The sequence below is a fragment of the Nocardia albiluteola genome (assembly GCF_018860155.1).
GTDB lineage: Bacteria > Actinomycetota > Actinomycetes > Mycobacteriales > Mycobacteriaceae > Nocardia > Nocardia albiluteola.
In genome coordinates, this window is the sequence record NZ_JAHKNI010000003.1 from 400,213 (window position 1) to 416,945 (window position 16,733).

18 protein-coding genes are annotated in these 16,733 nt (G+C 69.0%); 14 read left to right on the plus strand and 4 right to left on the minus strand.

Annotation, left to right across the window (positions count from 1 at the left end; all coding sequences use genetic code 11):
- The first annotated feature begins 8 nt into the window (after positions 1 to 8).
- From KO481_RS44290 to fahA, 9 genes are all read left to right on the plus strand, one after another.
- Complete coding sequence (locus KO481_RS44290; RefSeq protein ID WP_308166518.1) at positions 9 to 755, plus strand: molybdopterin-dependent oxidoreductase; 747 nt, start codon at positions 9 to 11, stop codon at positions 753 to 755.
- Between the two features lie 112 nt (positions 756 to 867).
- Positions 868 to 1,293 (plus strand): molybdopterin dinucleotide binding domain-containing protein, encoded by a 426-nt coding sequence (locus KO481_RS44295; protein ID WP_215917035.1) that lies wholly within the window; start codon positions 868 to 870, stop codon positions 1,291 to 1,293.
- Positions 1,294 to 1,509: 216 nt separating this feature from the next.
- Positions 1,510 to 1,947 carry a MarR family winged helix-turn-helix transcriptional regulator gene (locus KO481_RS11540; protein WP_215917036.1) on the plus strand — a complete coding sequence of 146 codons (438 nt, stop codon included), beginning with the start codon at positions 1,510 to 1,512 and terminating at the stop codon, positions 1,945 to 1,947.
- Between the two features lie 55 nt (positions 1,948 to 2,002).
- Entirely contained in the window at positions 2,003 to 3,358 is a 1,356-nt protein-coding gene (locus tag KO481_RS11545; protein ID WP_308166520.1) for an MFS transporter, read from the plus strand.
- An 89-nt stretch (positions 3,359 to 3,447) separates the two neighbouring features.
- Entirely contained in the window at positions 3,448 to 4,677 is a 1,230-nt protein-coding gene (locus KO481_RS11550) for an MFS transporter (RefSeq protein ID WP_215917037.1), read from the plus strand.
- A 93-nt stretch (positions 4,678 to 4,770) separates the two neighbouring features.
- A complete protein-coding gene (locus KO481_RS11555) occupies positions 4,771 to 5,370 on the plus strand; it encodes a TetR/AcrR family transcriptional regulator (protein WP_215917038.1) in 600 nt (199 codons plus the stop codon).
- Positions 5,371 to 5,462: 92 nt separating this feature from the next.
- Positions 5,463 to 5,684, plus strand: a complete 222-nt coding sequence (locus tag KO481_RS11560; protein WP_215917363.1) for a hypothetical protein — start codon at positions 5,463 to 5,465, stop codon at positions 5,682 to 5,684.
- A gap of 57 nt (positions 5,685 to 5,741) precedes the next feature.
- The gene (locus KO481_RS11565) at positions 5,742 to 6,611 is read left to right on the plus strand and encodes a hypothetical protein (protein ID WP_215917039.1); all 870 of its coding nucleotides are present in this window, start codon (positions 5,742 to 5,744) and stop codon (positions 6,609 to 6,611) included.
- A 10-nt stretch (positions 6,612 to 6,621) separates the two neighbouring features.
- Positions 6,622 to 7,815 carry a fumarylacetoacetase gene (gene fahA, locus KO481_RS11570; protein WP_215917040.1) on the plus strand — a complete coding sequence of 398 codons (1,194 nt, stop codon included), beginning with the start codon at positions 6,622 to 6,624 and terminating at the stop codon, positions 7,813 to 7,815.
- Positions 7,816 to 7,832: 17 nt separating this feature from the next.
- On the opposite strand, the gene KO481_RS11575 is transcribed toward fahA, so the two are convergent.
- The 4 genes from KO481_RS11575 to KO481_RS11590 form a co-directional block, all read right to left on the minus strand.
- Positions 7,833 to 8,588, minus strand: a complete 756-nt coding sequence (locus KO481_RS11575) for a GntR family transcriptional regulator (protein WP_215917041.1) — start codon at positions 8,586 to 8,588, stop codon at positions 7,833 to 7,835.
- Entirely contained in the window at positions 8,585 to 9,907 is a 1,323-nt protein-coding gene (gene hmgA / locus KO481_RS11580) for a homogentisate 1,2-dioxygenase (protein WP_215917042.1), read from the minus strand. The genes KO481_RS11575 and hmgA overlap by 4 nt, the downstream gene beginning before the upstream one ends.
- Positions 9,908 to 10,124: 217 nt before the next feature.
- The gene (locus KO481_RS11585; RefSeq protein ID WP_245400744.1) at positions 10,125 to 10,805 is read right to left on the minus strand and encodes a PE-PPE domain-containing protein; all 681 of its coding nucleotides are present in this window, start codon (positions 10,803 to 10,805) and stop codon (positions 10,125 to 10,127) included.
- A 414-nt stretch (positions 10,806 to 11,219) separates the two neighbouring features.
- Complete coding sequence (locus KO481_RS11590; RefSeq protein ID WP_215917044.1) at positions 11,220 to 12,083, minus strand: alkaline phosphatase family protein; 864 nt, start codon at positions 12,081 to 12,083, stop codon at positions 11,220 to 11,222.
- A 222-nt stretch (positions 12,084 to 12,305) separates the two neighbouring features.
- Between KO481_RS11590 and KO481_RS11595 the strand changes: the two genes are divergently transcribed.
- From KO481_RS11595 to KO481_RS11615, 5 genes are all read left to right on the plus strand, one after another.
- Positions 12,306 to 13,346: a Gfo/Idh/MocA family protein gene (locus KO481_RS11595; protein WP_215917045.1), complete on the plus strand. Its 1,041-nt coding sequence runs from the start codon at positions 12,306 to 12,308 to the stop codon at positions 13,344 to 13,346.
- 244 nt (positions 13,347 to 13,590) lie between these two features.
- Complete coding sequence (locus KO481_RS11600; protein ID WP_215917046.1) at positions 13,591 to 14,046, plus strand: hypothetical protein; 456 nt, start codon at positions 13,591 to 13,593, stop codon at positions 14,044 to 14,046.
- A 251-nt stretch (positions 14,047 to 14,297) separates the two neighbouring features.
- The gene (locus tag KO481_RS11605) at positions 14,298 to 15,260 is read left to right on the plus strand and encodes a DNA polymerase domain-containing protein (protein WP_215917047.1); all 963 of its coding nucleotides are present in this window, start codon (positions 14,298 to 14,300) and stop codon (positions 15,258 to 15,260) included.
- 94 nt (positions 15,261 to 15,354) lie between these two features.
- The gene (locus KO481_RS11610; RefSeq protein ID WP_215917048.1) at positions 15,355 to 15,816 is read left to right on the plus strand and encodes a hypothetical protein; all 462 of its coding nucleotides are present in this window, start codon (positions 15,355 to 15,357) and stop codon (positions 15,814 to 15,816) included.
- Between the two features lie 191 nt (positions 15,817 to 16,007).
- Positions 16,008 to 16,700: a hypothetical protein gene (locus KO481_RS11615; protein ID WP_215917049.1), complete on the plus strand. Its 693-nt coding sequence runs from the start codon at positions 16,008 to 16,010 to the stop codon at positions 16,698 to 16,700.
- The last annotated feature ends 33 nt before the right edge of the window (positions 16,701 to 16,733 follow it).

Here is a 16,733-nt window from a genome sequence, read left to right on the forward strand (position 1 = left end):
ACGTCGCGGTGACTGCCGGCGGCGATGTGTATCTGCTGCTAGCGATGCTGCACGTGCTGATCGGCGAAAACCTCTGCAACGTCCACGCGATTCGCGCACGCTGCTCGGGCTGGGACGAATTATCCTCCCTCGCAGCCGAATTCACCCCCGAGCTGGCGGCCTCGTACGCGGGCGTCGACGCGGACACGATCCGCACGCTGGCGCGCGAGCACGCGGCCGCGAGGGCGGCGGTGCTGTATGCGCGGATCGGCGTCTGCCAGCAGGTCACCGGCACGCTGACGCACTGGCTGGTGAACACCGTCAATGCGGTCACGGGGAATCTGGATCGCGCGGGCGGGCAGATGTTCGCCACCCCGCCGGTGGATGCGGCGCGGTTCGTGAAATACCTGCCGATGGGTCACGAGGCGTGGACCGACAGCTCGGGCCGGTACCGGTCGTTTCGCTCGGAGCTGCCGGTGGCGGCGCTGGCCCAGGAGATGCTCACCGAGGGCGCCGGGCGAATGCGCGCGATGATCACCTACTCCGGGAATCCGGTGCTGTCGACGCCGCAGCGCGGGCGCCTCGACGCGGCACTGGATTCGCTGGATTTCTTTGTGGCCGTGGACATGTACGTCACCGAAACCTCCCGGCACGCGGATATCATCCTGCCGCCGGTGTCCCAGCTCGAGCGCGAGGACCTCAACATCCTGTTCCCGGTGTTCAGCGTGCGCAACAACCTGCGGTACGACGCAAGGGTTTTCGATCCTCCGGGCTGACGGACTGGAGGACTGGCAGATCCTGGCCCGGCTGATCACCCAGGTACTGCCGCTGCCCGCACGGAATTTCACCGCACGTGTTCTCGATGCAGTATTCGCGCAGCTGAGCCCGATGCGACTGACTGCGCTGAGCCTGGCCGCGGGACCCTACGGCATGCTGATGCGGGTTCGGAAGGGGTTGACGGTCCGCAAGGTTCGTGCGATGCGCGGGGGCGCGGACCTCGGACCCCTGCAGCCCAGGCTTGCGCAGCTGATCGGAACACGGGACCGCACAGTGCATCTCGCGCCGCCCGAATTCCTCGACGCGGTTCGCGCACTGCCGCGAGAGGCTGCCGACGCGGGTTCGGGCGAGTACGACCTGCACCTTATCGGTCGACGTCACCTGCGCAGCATCAACTCCTGGCTGCACAACGTCCCGGCCATGGTGAAGGGCCGGGACCGCTGCACCGCGCTCATGCATCCCGACGACGCGGCCCGGCGGGGCCTCGCCGACGGCGAACAGGTGACGGTGGCCTCGCGGACCGGGCGATCGTGGTGACCCTCGAGGTGAGCGCCGATATCCGCCCCGGGGTGGTGGCCGTGCCGCACGGCTGGGGGCATCGAGAACCGGGCGTCGGCCGGCGTGGTGGAACCGGCGGCCACCCGCGCATCGACGCCGACCGCGTAGATCGGCCGGTCATCGGCCCTTCGGCAGTCGCGGCGCGGTCCTGCCCGAAATTTACTTAGCCAGCATAATAAGGTAAACTAAACAATCGTGGTTGAGTTGACCTCCGAGGACGATCTCGCCGCCGTGACCGCGCTTCGCGGGGCGGTCATGCGGCTCGCACGCCGCCTGCGGCATCAGCAGGTGGAGCGGTCGCTGAGTTCGGCGGAGATGCAGGTACTCGGGATACTCGCGCGCACCGGTCCGGCTACCCCCGGGGAGCTGGCCCGTAAGGAGCAGGTCCAGCCGCCGTCGATGACCAGGATCATCGTGCTGCTGGAGGAGAAGGGCCTGGTCCGGCGCGAACCACACCCACAGGACCGCCGGCAGGTGATCGTTACGGCCACCGAACCGGCGGCGCGGATTCTGGCGGAGAGCCGGCGGCTGCGGGACGCCTGGCTGGCGGACCTGGCCCGGGGGCTGACCGAGGAGGAGTGGGCGCGGCTACGTTCCGCCGCGCCGGTGCTGGAAAGGCTTGCACGGCTATGAGCTGACGAGTCTTCCGCGCCGCACGTGGAGCACGCCGTGTCCGGAGAGGCACGCAGTGACGGTGACGACAACCCACGACGAGAAGGACCTGACCGACGACCACGATCTGACCGAAACCAGCACCGAGCGAGTGCCGCCGTCCTCCGACCGGATCGCCATGTTCGCCTCGCTCCGCGTCCGCAACTATCGCTATTACTTTGCGGGCCAAGTGATTTCCAATACCGGCACCTGGATGCAGCGCATCGCCCAGGACTGGCTGGTACTGACCCTCACCGGTAGCGCCTTCGCGGTCGGCATCACCACCGCCATGCAGTTCCTGCCGATGCTGCTGTTCGGCCTGTACGGCGGGCTCATCGCGGATCGATTCCCCAAGCGGCAGCTGCTGATCATCACCCAGGCGACGATGGGTGTGCTCGCCGCCGTGCTCGCGGTGCTCGCGCTCACCGGGCACGCCCAGGTGTGGCAGGTATGCCTGCTGGCCCTGCTGCTGGGAATGGTTACGGTGGTGGACAATCCGACCCGGCAGACGTTCGTCGCGGAGGTGGTGGGCCACGCGCAGCTGCGCAACGCGGTCAGCCTGAACTCGGCGAGCTTCCAGACCGCCCGGCTGATCGGGCCCGCGGTGGCCGGTGCGGTGATCGCCGCGGTCGGTTCGGGCTGGGCGTTCGCGATCAACGCCCTCTCCTTCGTGGCCGTGATCGGCGGGCTGCTGGCGATGCGCCCCGCGGAGCTGAAGCCGCTGCCGCGCGTGCCCAGGGAGAAAGGGCAGCTGCGCGAGGGACTGCGCTACGTGAGCGAACGCCCGCAACTGATCTGGCCGATCGTGCTCGTCGGCTTCATCGGTACCTTCGGATTCAACTTCGCCACGGTGCTGTCGGGATTCGCCTACCACGTCTTCCGTGTCGACGCCGGGCGATACGGACTGCTGAACACCGCACTGGCCGCGGGCTCGCTGGTGGGCGCGCTACTGGCCTCGCGCCGCAGCCGGGTGCGCCTGCGGATGCTGGTACTCGCCGCGGTCGCCTTCGGCGTACTCGAGGCGGTGACCGCCTTCGCCTCCGAGTACTGGCTGTTCGCCGCGATGCTCACCATCGTCGGCCTGCTCGGCCTCACCTTCAACACCTCGAGTAATTCGATGGTCCAGCTGGCCACCGAGCCGATGATGCGTGGCCGCGTGATGTCTCTCTACATGATGGTCTTCACCGGCGGCACCCCCATCGGCGGCCCGATAGTCGGCTGGGTCACCGAAAGATACGGCCCCCGAACGGGTTTGTTCGCCTGCGGCGCGGTATCGGCGCTGGCCGCACTGGTGGTCGCCCGAATTCTGGCCCGCTCCAGTGGATTACGCATACGAATTTCGCGTCGGGGAGTTGCGTTCATCCCGCGTGAGCAGGTGGCCGTGGCCGTATAGCTCGCGATTGACCTAGATGGTAACGGTCGATACCATCTGATCTGCCCGGCCGCGAGGGCCGGTTCGTGAGCTCTACGGACGGAAGCTGAATGGACAACAGGGAGATCGGGGCCCCGGGGCAGGGGTGGCGGGCGCGGACGGCGTTGCTGACGCTGGGGGCGTTTGCGGTCGGGACCGACGGGTTCGTCATTGTGGGGCTGTTGCCGGAGATAGGGCGGACGTTGCATGTGGGGGTGTCGGCGGCCGGGCAGCTGGTGAGTGTGTTCGCGCTGGTGTATGCGGTGTCCTCGCCGATGCTGGCCACCGTCACCGGGCGGTGGCCGCGGCGGCGGGTGCTCGTTACGGGGTTGGTGCTGCTCGGCGCCGGTAACGCGGTGACGGCGTTGGCGGGGGAGTACGGGCTGGTGCTCGCGTCGCGGGTGGTGGCGGCCGCGGGAGCGGCGATGTTCGCCGCGAGTGCGGTGGCGACGGCCGCGCACCTGGCGCCCGAGCAGCGTCGCGGGAGCGCCATCGCGATGGTGACCGCCGGGTCGACGCTCTCGCTGGTGCTGGGTGCGCCGCTGGGCACGCTCGTGGGCAGGGCCTGGGGGTGGCATGCGGCGATCTGGTTCATCACCGCCGTCGCGGGGGTCATCGCGATCGCGATCGGCGCGTTGCTGCCGGTCATCCGGCTCGAACAGAGTGCGACGCTGCGCGAGCGGCTGACGCCGCTGACCGATCGGCGGGTGCTGAAGATCCTCGTCGTCACGCTGCTGGCATTCGTTGGCATCTTCCTGCCCTTCACCTATATGAGCGCGGTCTTCGCGCACGCGACCGGCGGCGACCAGGGCAGGCTCGCGCTGTTGCTGATGATCTTCGGAATCGCCGCCACCGCAGGCAATCTCACCGCCGGGCGGCTGGCGGACCGGTACGACCCGCGGCTCGTCGTCATCGGCGCCACCCTCGGCATCGCGGTCGTCTTCCTGGTGATGCTGGTCGTGCGGGAAAGCTTTGTGGCAGTGGCGATCATGCACGCGCTGAGCGGGGTGGTAAGTTACTCGGTGATCGGGCCGCAGGCGCATCGCATCATCGCCCATGCACCGAAGGGTGGTGCGCCGCTGGTGATCTCGCTCAACGGGTCCGTGGCCTACCTCGGCAACTTCGCCGCCAGCGTGCTCGGCGCGATCGTCATCGCCGCCGCCGGTGCGGTATACGTGCTGCCGATCGCCGCGGCCCTGGCGCTCACGGCGTGCCTGCTGGCCTGGTGGACCGGCAGGCCGGGCGAAGACCGGCGGGAGCGGACCGCCTCCGAAATCGGCGAGGCGACGGCCGCACGCTGAGCGGTTCGAGCATGCTGTCGCCGCCGGACGCTATCGTTCAACTATGGGGCAGCCCGTAGTCTCGAACGGGCCCCGTGGAAGTGAGGTGACATCATGCCGGTCCGTGCCGGGGAAACCATCGATCCCGAGGCCACCCGCGCCCGCGTCCTCGAGGTGGCCTCGCGGCTGTTCTACGAGCGCAGCGTCGCCGCGGTCGGCATGCGCGAGATCGCGACGGCCGCGAACGCCTCGCAGCTCACGATCTACCGGCATTTCGAGTCCAAGGAGGGCCTGGCCGCGGCGGTCGTGCGCGAGCGCAGCGATCGCACGCACGCGTGGCTCGAGCAGGAGCTGGCGGCGATTCCGGCCGGGCGGGCGCGCGTCTTCGCGCTGTTCGATCTGCTGACGCGGTCGTTTGCCACCCAGCGCTACGGTGGGTGCCCGGTGGGCAATTACGCCGTGGACAGCCGGGGCGGCCACTCCGCGCGCGAGGTCACCCGGGGGCATCTGCAGCGATATCGGGACCTGCTCGAGCGGCTGCTCGCCGAGGCGGGCGCGCCGGCGCCCGCCCCCTTGGCCCGGCAGTTGCTGCTGCTGGTCGAGGGCGCGACGATGATCGCCCAGATCGACGCCGACGGCGCCTGCTGCGCCGACGCCCAGGACGCGGCGCGGGCCCTGCTCGATGCGGCCCTCGCCGCTGGCGAGGGCCGCTGAGCATTTCGGCGCGTACCGCCGTATCGGCCTGGCGCCACGTATGATTCAGAGGTGACCGACTGCTTCTACAATGCGGAACAGGAGCCGTTGTGATCTCTCGATTGTTCTCCCTGCTGGTCTTCGCCTGGCTGATCATCGGTACGTTCGCGGCGGGGCAGCGCGGATACTTCACCCACATGACCGAGAACTGCGCCGATTTCGGCACCATCGCGTTGAACGTGATTGCCGGTCCGCTCAACTACACCGGCGTCGATCCCAAGATGTCCAACTGCACCCTGCCGCATCCCAAGAATCTGCCGCAGCCGAGCCAGTAAGGTGACCGGGAAGCGTTCCGGTGTGAAATCTCCGCACGTGAGTAAGGAGGTGGACAGATGCCGTGCGAGGCAGTCTTCGACTCGATATGCGACGATGCCGCGATCTTCCCACCCGGCAACCTGCCCCTGGCCGAAGCGCTCGCCGCGCATCCCACACACCACCGCGCGTGGTACTCGGCGCTGGTGGGCTCGTTCGTACTCTCGGCCGCCCATATCGGCGGGCTGCCCGGAGTGCCCCACGAGCGGCTGGCCATCAGCCTGACCCTGCCGCAGGGGCCCGCGGGGCTGGAACCGGCCATCGCGGCGCTCTCCGAATTACCCGGTATCGGACTGGAATCCGTCGAGGTCGCACTGCCGCAGGGGTGCACGTTCGCCGAACTCGCCACGGCCGCAGCGGGACTGGGGTCGCAGGTCGCGCGATACCTCGAGGTCCCCCGCGACGAGCGCCGGGAGGCCATCCTGAATGCCTTGCCGGGTAGCGGATTCCGCGCCAAATTCCGAACCGGAGGTGTCGTTCCGGAGGCGCATCCGAGCGAACGCGAACTGGCCGAGGCGATTCACGGCGCGGTGCGACGCCGGGTGCCCTTCAAATGCACCGCCGGGCTGCATCATGCCGTCCGGCATCGCGACGGGGAGCTGGAACAGCACGGCTTCGTCAATGTGCTGCTGGCCACCGACGCCGCTCGCTCCGGCGGGGACATCGATGAGCTCACCGGCATTCTCGGCGAGCGCTCGGGCGATGCGCTGGTGCGGTGGCTGCGCGAGGCCGGTGAACAACGGCTCCTGGCCGCGCGCTCGTCGTTCGTATCGTTCGGAACATGCAGTATCGCCGATCCGGTCGCCGACCTGGTCGAGCTCGGATTGATCGACAGGCCCCACGGGGATGACGAACCGGCGCCGCGGGCGAGCTCCGCGCGGCCGCTGTGAAGGAGGCTGAATGACCTGGCTGGACGTGCCGAGCGACTCACCGTTCGGCGTCGCCAACCTGCCCTACGGTGTGTTTGCTCCGGCCGGGGGAGAACCCCGCGCAGGCGTGCGGATCGGCGATGCGGTCGTGGACCTCGCCACGGTCCTGGGCGACAAGGTGTTTGCCGAACCGACCCTGAACGCGTTTCTCGCGCAGGGACGCACCCGCTGGCACGAGGTGCGCTCCCGGATCGTCGAACTGCTCACCGATGTGCGGCACGCCGGCGTCGTGCGGCCCGCGCTGCATCGCCTGGCCGACGTGCGGTTGCTGCTGCCCATCGCCGTGGGCGACTACGTCGATTTCTATGCCAGCGAACACCATGCGTCCAATGTCGGGAGGATCTTCCGCCCGGACACCGAGCCGCTGACCCCGAACTGGAAGCATCTTCCGATCGGCTACCACGGCCGCTCCGGCACTATCGTGGTGTCGCAGACGCCGATCGCGCGGCCACAGGGGCAGCGCAAGACGCCCGCCGATCCGGAACCTGTCTTCGGTCCGTCCCAGCGCCTGGACATCGAGGCCGAGGTGGGCTTCGTGGTCGGCACCCCCTCACGGTGGGGAACTCCGGTGGCACAGCGGGATTTCGCCGAGCACGTCTTCGGGGTGTGCCTGGTGAGCGACTGGTCCGCGCGCGATCTGCAGGCCTGGGAGTATGTCCCGCTGGGTCCGTTCCTGGCGAAATCCTTTGCCACGTCGGTCTCCCCGTGGATCGTCCCCCTCGAGGCCCTCGAACATGCCCGGGTCGCGCCGCCGCCCCGGGACCGCGAATTGCTCCCGTACCTACAGGATTCGGAGAATTGGGGCCTGGACCTGAGCCTGGAGGTGCGGCTCAACGGGGAATCGGTATCGCGGCCACCCTTTTCGAGCATGTACTGGACCCCGGCGCAGATGCTCGCCCACATGACGATCAACGGCGCGTCGGTGCGCACCGGTGACTTCTATGCCTCGGGCACCGTGAGTGGTCCGGAGCGGGAGCAGCGCGGCTCGCTGCTGGAGCTGTCGTGGGGCGGCAAGGAGCCGATCACCCTGTCCGACGGGACGATTCGCACCTTCCTCGAGGACGGCGACGAGGTCGTCATCACCGCGACGGCGCCGGGGCCGGGGGACTCCAGGATCGGGTTCGGCGAGGTCGCGGGACGCATTCTGGGAACAATCCCGCTGTAGGTCATTCGTTCCGGAATTCAGTGGTCGGCCCGGATGATGACCGAATATTTGAACCGATCGCCGCGATAATGGATGCGGGCGGTGTCCACCACCCGGCCGTTCTCATCATGAACGACGCAGGCGCACAACAGGATCGGGCTCAGCAGCGCGACACCGAGCAGCCCGGCCAGCTCCGGGGTGGCAAGGCGGGCCTCGACGTCGTTCTCGATCCGCTCGATCCGCACCCCCGCCCGCTCGCGCAGCGCCTGCGTCATCGGGACTGCGCGCAGGTCCTCGTCGGTGATCGGGGCCGCGTGCTCGGGCAGGATCCAGTTGTCCGCGCAGCTGATCGGTTCGCCGTGTTCGCTCCGTAACCGCCGGAAGTGCACCAGCCGATCGGCCCCCGGGAAGTGGGCGGCCAGCTCGGGCGGCACCGCCACTTCCTCCCGCGTGACCACTTCCACCTCCAGTGAGACCTGCTGCGCCACAACGGTATCCACGGTGCCGAGCACGGTGAGCGGCGGCCGGGGTGAGCGGGCCCGGTCCGTGACGAAGGTCCCGTGGCGGCGCCGGCGCTCGATGATGCCCTCCTCGTCGAGCGCCTTGAGCGCCCGGCGCACGGTCACCACGCTGACGCCGTAGTGCGCCGCGAGCTCGTCCTCGGTGGGCAGGCGGTCGGGATCGCCGGGCCCGCGGCCGAAGATCGTGGTGCGCAGGTGCTGGGCGACCTGATACCACAGCGGCAGCTCCCGATCGAGACTCGCGGCGGCGGGCGTGAGGGTGGGACCGGTCATTCGATGAAGCCCCGGCGCACGCCCTGCCAGACCGCGTCGTAGCCGGGCTGCAGATGCGTTGCGGTGCGGGCGAAATCGGTGACGACCACGGGCCAGCGGGTCTCGAACATGAAAGCCAGTGTGTCGGTGATCCTCTGGGGTGTCAGCTCCTGGGTGCTGGCCTTGGCGTACGTGTCCGCGTCGGGGCCGTGCGCGGACCACATGTTGTGCAGGCTCGCCCCGCCCGGCAGGAAGCCCTCGGCCTTGGCGTCGTACACGCCGTGGACCAGGCCCATGAATTCGGACATCACGTTGCGGTGGTACCACGGTGGCCGGAAGGTGTCCTCGCCGACCAGCCAGCGCGGCGCGAAGATCACGAAGTCGGCGTTGGCCTGCCCCGGGGTGTCCGAGGGGGAGGTGAGCACGGTGTAGATGGAGGGATCGGGATGGTCGTAGGTGACCGTGCCCATGACGTTGAACCGGGCCGTATTGTACTTGTAGACAGCGTGATTGCCGTGCCAGGCGACGACGTCCAGGGGGGAGTGGTCGTAGTCGGCGGCCCACAGGCGCCCGCCGAACTTCTGCACCACCTGCACGGTCTCCTCCCGATCCTCGTACGCCGCAATGGGATACAGGAAGTCGCGCGCGTTGGCCAGGCCGTTCGCTCCGATCGGGCCGAGCTCGGGCAGGACGAAGTGGTGGCCGTAGTTCTCGCACACGTAGCCGCGTGCCACCTCGTCGAGCAGCTCCACCCGGAATCGCACGCCCCGGCCGATCACCGCGATCTCGCCCGGAATCACGTGCAGCCGACCGTATTCCGTATGCAGGACCAGTGCGCCGATTTCGGGGACGAGCAGCAGCTCGCCGTCCGCGTCGACGAAGTAGCGGTCGGTCATGGACTTCGAGGCTGCGTACAGGTGAATGCCGATCCCGGTGCGCTCGAGCACATTTCCGTTGGCGCCCATGGTGTAGAGACCGTCGATGAAGTCGGTCGGCGCCTGCGGCAGCGGCAGCGGGCCCCACCGCAACCGGTTCGGGTCGGCCACCGCGTCGCGCAACGGCGCGCTGCGCAGCGAGCCGGAGTCGATCGGTACGAATGGCGGATGCGCCGCGGACGGGCGGATCCGGTAGACCCAGCTGCGGCGGTTGTGCGCGCGGGGTTCGGTGAAGGCCGTCGCGGAGTGCTGCTCCGCGTAGAGCCCCAGCGGGGCGCGCTGCGGCGAGTTGCGGCCCACCGGCAGGGCGCCGGGCACCGCTTCGGTGCTGTGCTCGTTGCCGAAACCGGCCGAGTAGGCGAATTCGGTGACGGCGGGGGTGTGCGTCTCGATCGTGCCGGTCATATCGGCCTCCTGCCAGCTCCCATTCCTATTGAATATAATAGGAATGGGGCCGTGCTGGGTCAACAGGATCCACCAGGCGTTTTCGGCGACGCCGGACAATCGAGGGGAAGTGATGACCGCACTCGGGGCTGAACCGGCGTCGAGTCGGCGACGTCGCCCCGCACCGGCACGACCCCGCGTCGATCATGTCGATCTGCCGGGCGGCCGCCTCGGTCTTTCAGGCTTGCTGGTTGAGTATGGTGGCAAGCCGGTCGAGGTAGCCGCCGTCGATGTAGGCGGTGGTGTGTTGCCCGCCGAAAAGGTAGCCGTAGACCAGTCTTCCGGCCTCGATCAGCTGTCCGGGGGAGTAATCGGCCGTGGGCCACTCGCCTTCGAGCAGGCTCGCCGCCAGCTCGGGGGTCCAGTCCAGGGTCGCGAAGGTGAAGGGCGAGACGCCCGTAGCCAGATCGCGCAGGGGAGACCTCGGGGGGCAACTGGTGATGCCGTCCATGGGGTTGGCCGCGGTGAAGACGGGAATGCCCGTGGGCCAGGCGGCATGTGGGCCGTTGATGCCCTCGCCGGTGGAATCCGCGTCGATCGATTCGCCCGGAGCGCGGTTCGGATTCGCCACCACCGCGGCCCAGGCGAGCTCGCAATCCTGGTACTGCCCTTGCGCTTTCAGCTCGAGGAACCGGCTGACCAGTTCCGCGCCCAGGCTGTAGCCCAGCAGCCCGACCAGATTCGGGGTCGCGCGGATCGCCGCGGCCACCAGCGGTAGCCCCGTGGCGATCGATTGCTCCTCGGACGGTCCCGCCGGGTTGTGGTCGGCATTGAAGGGGCCCACCGATGCCGGGTATGGAATGTCCTGCCCGACAACGTACAACGAGGTGTCCAACTGATCGGTGACGTTCGTGAGCATGTTGGGACTTGCGAGCGGTTCGGCCGCTCCGCGACAGGTCAGTACGGTGATCACGCTGTCACCGGCTCATCGAAGCGCATATGTCTCACCAATGAGAGAGGGGCTACTGTACAGCACATTGTATTCGCCGGTCGGCGACGGCGATTGCACCGCCGGGTCTCGATTTCGTGACCGTTTCCCGGTCAGGCGATGAATTCGGGGCTCCCGGACGGAGAACGCCGCCGGGCGGTTGCGTGAGCCTGGTACCGGTACTGTTCGCCGAGGGGATCCCGTACTTCGCGAACCTGAAGTCCCAGCAGCTCCTCGGCGATCGGTGGTCGTCCAGGGGCGGCGCGCGCTGCACCTGCGATACCCGGTCACGGGGCGCTGAAAGTTGTTGCGCTGTACGTGGTTCAGCCCGGCGCTCGCCCCGGGCTAACGCCAGATGTCCGTGATCGGGGTCGCGCGTGCCGCCCCGCCGAGCGGCGGCAGGCCGTAGGCATCCTCGATGGTGCGCAGTACCGAGTAGTGGTCGATGTGTTCGGCGTACCGGCCGGGGATGACACCGGCGCCGGCGACGATGGTCGGGATGTGATTGGCACCGGTGCCCTCGTCCTCGTCGAAGGTCACCACCAGCAGGCTGTTGTTCGCCCGCGCCCAATCGGCATAGCGGCCCATGGCGTTTCGCAACCACGTATCGCCGGTGGGTACTGGGCAGTCGTGCATGTCGTTGCACATGTCGGGGCTGACGAATGCGACCGTCGGAAGTCGTGAGTAATCCGCCGGAAAGGCCGAGAAGGGCTGATTGGCACCCGGGGGGACGGTGCCGAAATTCACCCAGCCGTTGTGTTTTCGGGCGTATCGGCCGTTGCTGCCCGTGCACCCGGTGTACCCGGGGCCGGGCATCGATTCGGCGTATCCGATGAAGGAGTGGCCGGACGAATTCAGCTGGGCGCCAAGGTTGTCCACTCCGTTGAAGGTGTGCGGACAGCTGTCGTTCGTGACGCCCTGCGTATTTCCGGAGAACAGCCCGATGTAGTTCGGCTGGCTGGGGTGGGTGAGGGCATGTGAGTCGGTGAACAGTGCGCCCGTGGCGGCGAGCTGGTTGAAGTAGGGAGCCTGGGACCCGCCGATGATGCTGTCGTACCCGCGGTTCTCGAACATCACCAGCACGATGTGAGCGAACCGGGGAATCGGCGCGGCGGACGCTGCGGGCGGCGCCGACACGGCGGCCAGGGCCAGGGCGGCGACCCCGGTCAGGACGCCGAGGACGCGGGCAATTCCGGAGATCCCGGGCATGGGCACTCCTGAGGACGGTTGTTCCGGCGGTCACGACGAGACATCGGAACCATAGCGCACCCGGGTGGCCGCCCGGTCCGCACGACCGATGTGCTTGCCGTGGGGCGGTCCGATCGTATGTACTCACCAGGCCGGGGCTGCCGGTGGGGATCGACGGGGCGGCGGTATGGGTTCCGAGACGGGCCGCTCGGCCGGCAACGGTCGTTCGAGGAGAGGGTTGAGATGTCGCAGCTGCGCGTCGCAGTGGTGGGTTATGGGCTGGCCGGGGCGGTGTTCCACGCGCCGCTGATCGCCGCGGAGCCCCGGATGCGGGTGGCCGTCGTGGTGACGTCCTCGCCCGAGCGGGCCGAGCAGGCCCGCGGGGAACATCCGGGCGTTCGGGTGCTCGCAGGCGTGGACGAGCTGTTCGCAGATCCGTCCGGAATCGATCTGATCGTGGTCGCCACGCCCAATCGCAGTCACGCCTCGATCGCGTTGCGGTCGATCGAGGCCGGGATTCCGGTCGTGGTGGACAAGCCGTTCACCGTGACCTCCGCCGAGGCCAGGGAGGTGATCGCCGCGGCCGACCGGCGCGGGGTGATGGTGTCGGTCTTCCAGAATCGGCGCTGGGACAGCGATTTTCGCACCGTCCGCGGTCTGGTCGACGGTGGTCGTCTGGGCGAGGTGCATCGGTTCGAATCCCGGTTCGAGCGGTGGCGGCCGGCGGTCAAGGGCGGGTGGCGCGAGGTGGGCGGGGCCGCCGAGGGCGCCGGGTACCTGTACGACCTCGGCAGCCATCTGGTGGACCAGGCGCTGACGCTGTTCGGCCCGGTCAGCGACGTGTACTGCGAACTGGATCGCCGCCGGGCCGGAGTGCTGGCCGACGACGACGCCTTCGTAGCCCTCACCCACGCGTCCGGCGTCCGGTCGCATCTGTGGATGAGCGCCGTCACCGGCCAGGCGGGCCCGCGATTTCGCGTCCTGGGATCCGAAAGCGCCTACGTCGTGGACGGTCTCGATCCCCAGGAGGCGGACCTGCGCGAGGGTCGCCGTCCGGGCGATGGAAAGCCCTGGGGCGCAGTTGATCCCGAGAGCTGGGGTCGGCTCGGGACGGACGGGGATACGCGCCGGATCCCGACCGAGCCCGGCGACTATCCCGCGTTCTATCGCGGCATGGCCGACGCGCTCCTCGACGGCACACCGGTCCCCGTCGATCCCCGGGACGCCCTCGGGACCCTGCTGGTCCTGGAAAAAGCGGCCGAGTCCGCGGGCCGCCGCGCCTGATCGAAACGTTCGTCGACGTGTGCCCACTCCACACCGCGAGGGCGATGACGCGTCGTCCGGGCGGCTATGAATCTGCTGGTCGAGGGGCTGTGATGCGCCACGATCGAGGCACGGACAGGGGCGGGCAGCAGGCCGCGTAATCGATTGTCGGGCAGGGTTCTTCGCTGGACACATGAGGTACCGTGGGAAAGGCCGGGTGCCAGACTGCCGGGCGCCCATCTCCGCGCGGAAAGGGGAGGGCGCGATGTCCGTATGCCAACCGAAGGGCCGCCGCACGCGCCGCGGCTGGTCACGCACGCGGCAGCCCGCCCTCACGCGACCGTCCTGGGACACGGCGTACAGCGCCTACTGGGAGGCGCCGGAGTCTCGAGGGCAGCGGCTGCTCGGTGGCGCGCGGTGGCGCGAGCGTCTCGAGCGATATGTGTATCCGCCTGCGGCGCTGTGTGTCTCACTGCCTACGATGGCCATCGGCGGTGCGCTCGTCGGGGCGCCGGGACTGCTGCTCGACTGGCAGCTCGCCGCATTTCTGATGGCGATGTGGCTGGCATCCGGAGTGACCGTGTTCGTCGGTCGGAACAGTGCGGCATTGGCCCTGACCGTCTACGGATTCCGGCGTCCGTCACGGGTCGAGGGGCCCCGGCTGGAGTCCGCGTGGCGCGCGGTGTGCGGCTCGGCGGGAGTGGATGTTCCTGAGGGCTGATGCCGCGCGGTTCGCGAGCCGGGGGCCGGGCCGGTTCTCGCTCTGCCTGCCCGCCCCGGACGAATGCGGGCCTCGACGGTGATTGACGTGCCCGTCGATCGGGCGCAAGGTAGGCCGGTGCCAGCCTACGAGCGAACGATCGGTCCGGTGCATGACAGCGTCGGCCGGCCGCACCATGCCGAGTGCGGGGCCCAGTCGCGTCGACGGGCCGGGCGGTCTCGGCGGATCGAGTGCGGAGGTGGAATCCGGCCATGAGTCAGGGTGCCCGTGAGGGATTGAAGCTGACCAGTCTCGACAGTCCGCTGTTCGACGGCAGCGACGCGACCAAGGGGGATCTCCTGGACTACCTGGAGGCCGTCGGGGAGCGGCTGGTCCGGCGGCTGCGGGAGCGGCCGCTGTCGGTGGTGCGGGTGCGGCCGGGGCAGGAGCAGTTCATGCAGAAGAATCTGCCGAAATACACACCCGACTGGGTGCACCGGGTGACGGTGTGGGCGGAGAGCTCGAAACGCGAAGTGTCGTACGCGTTATGCGACGACGTCCGGACGCTGCTGTGGTTCGGCAATCAGCGTGCCGTCGAGTACCACGTGACGCTGCTGGCCGCGGCGGGCCTGGCCGACTATTCCGGCAGCCCAACGCATCTCGTGCTCGATATCGATCCCGCACCCGGCAGTCCGTTCCGGCAGGTGGTGGATGCCGCCGAACTGATCCGCCGGGCACTGGAAGCCGACGGGCTCGCCGGAGCGGTGAAAACCAGCGGCTCCAAGGGCGTGCACATCTTCGTCCCGATCGCGCCCGGGGTGAGTATCGAGGACGCCGCGGCCGCCACCCGCGCTGTCGCCGCGCGCGCCGAACGCCTGGACCCCGCCCTCGCGACCACGGCCTTCATCCGAGAGGATCGGGGCGGCAAGGTTTTTCTCGACTCCACCCGCGCGGGCGGCGCGACGGTCGTGGCGGCATACAGTCCGCGGGTGCGGCCCGGGACGACCGTGTCCTTCCCGGTCAGCTGGGCCGACCTGCCCGACGTCGACCCGCGCGACTTCACGATCCGCACCGTCGCAACCGAACTCGGCGATCGCGACCCCTGGACCGAGTACATGCCCGCCCCGCAGCCGCTGCCTGCCGATCTCGTCGCGGAGGGACACACCATCCCGGTGGCGCGCGTGCAGGCGATGCACGAGGGCAAGCGCCGCGCCCGCGCCCGCCGCGAATCGTAATCCCCCACCGTGCCGGTCGACGGCGGCCGTTCGGTGCTGGCGCTCGACCCCGAGGCCCGATGAAGGCAACGCCGGGCCGGTAGGATCGGCGGGCGTGACGGTTGTGCGGTCTGCCCTGCGGCGCGTCGGCGCGGGCCGGCTGCTCGTCGTCGCGGCCGTGCTGCTGGGCATGTTCCTGCTGCAGAACGCGCACTGCGCAGCCGATGGTGGCGGTCCGACCGTTCCGGCAGTCCGGATCCTGATCAACAGCGACGGTGACTGTGTCGCGATGTCGCATATCGGGGACGATGCGACACCCGTGCCCGCGCCCGGCGAGGGGAACGTCGCTGCCGTGGCGATGGTTTCGCACGGCGGTGGCGATCGGACCCATCCGGCGGGCCAGGTCACGATGGCCTGCCTGGCGGTATTCCTGGCCTTGCTGACCGCTGTGGCGATGCTGTCCCCGATCCGGTCGATGCCGCGGGTTCGTCCCTGCGGACCGGTGAACGTCCGTCGGCCGACCTGCGTGTTGCCACGCGCGCTCACCCTTTCGCAACTCTGCGTGCTGCGGACATAGATCGCGCGATCCGCGCTCCCGCGCCGACGACGATGCCTTGGTTCGGGCTTCTTCCCTGCCCGGCGCCCGTCGTTGCCGTGGCGTCCGATGTGTGTGTCGGAACCGGCCCCGCGTGCAGCAGGGCCGTCGGAACTGATGCCCGGACGGCGCCCGCACCCGATCCCGACAGACCGATTGAGAATGGAAAACCCGTGGTACACAAGAAAATCTCTCGTCCCAGCACCTCTGCGGGCAATGCGGTGGCACGCGCCCGCGGGCGGCGGACCGGCGGTCTCCTGGCCGTGGCCGCCGCGGTTGTCGTCATCGCGCTCGCGGCCGTGATCGCCTTCGCCCTGGTCAGGCAGCACGGCGGCGCCGGCCCGGCAGCGCGCGGCGATGTCCCCGCCACCGTCGCGGTCGGGGCCGATACGCCGCCGCCATGGCCCGCGCCCGCCGACGCGACGGCGGCGGTCCGGGCCGCTGGACTGCCGATGCTCGATGCCGAGGGCACCGTGCTGCATATCCACTCGCATCTGGATGTGGTCGTCGACGGCAAGCCGGTCCCGGTGCCCGCACTGGTCGGCATCGACCTGAACCGCGGCACGATCAGCCCGGTGCACACCCACGACACCAGCGGCGTGATTCATATCGAGTCGCCCACACAGCACACATTCACCCTGGGTGAGTTTTTCAGGGAGTGGGGCGTGAGCCTGTCGTCCAATAATGTCGGCGCGCTGCACGCCGGAAACGGCAAGACCGTGCGCGTGTATGTCAACGGTGTTCCGCGAGAAGGGAACCCGGCCGATATTGCTCTCGGAGCCCATGACGAGATCGCCGTCACCTATGGATCCGCGAACGGTGCGGCGGCCGTACCGTCGCGGTACGACTTCCCGGAAGGAGAGTAGGGCGATCGGGCGCCGCGGCTGCACATCTGAAGG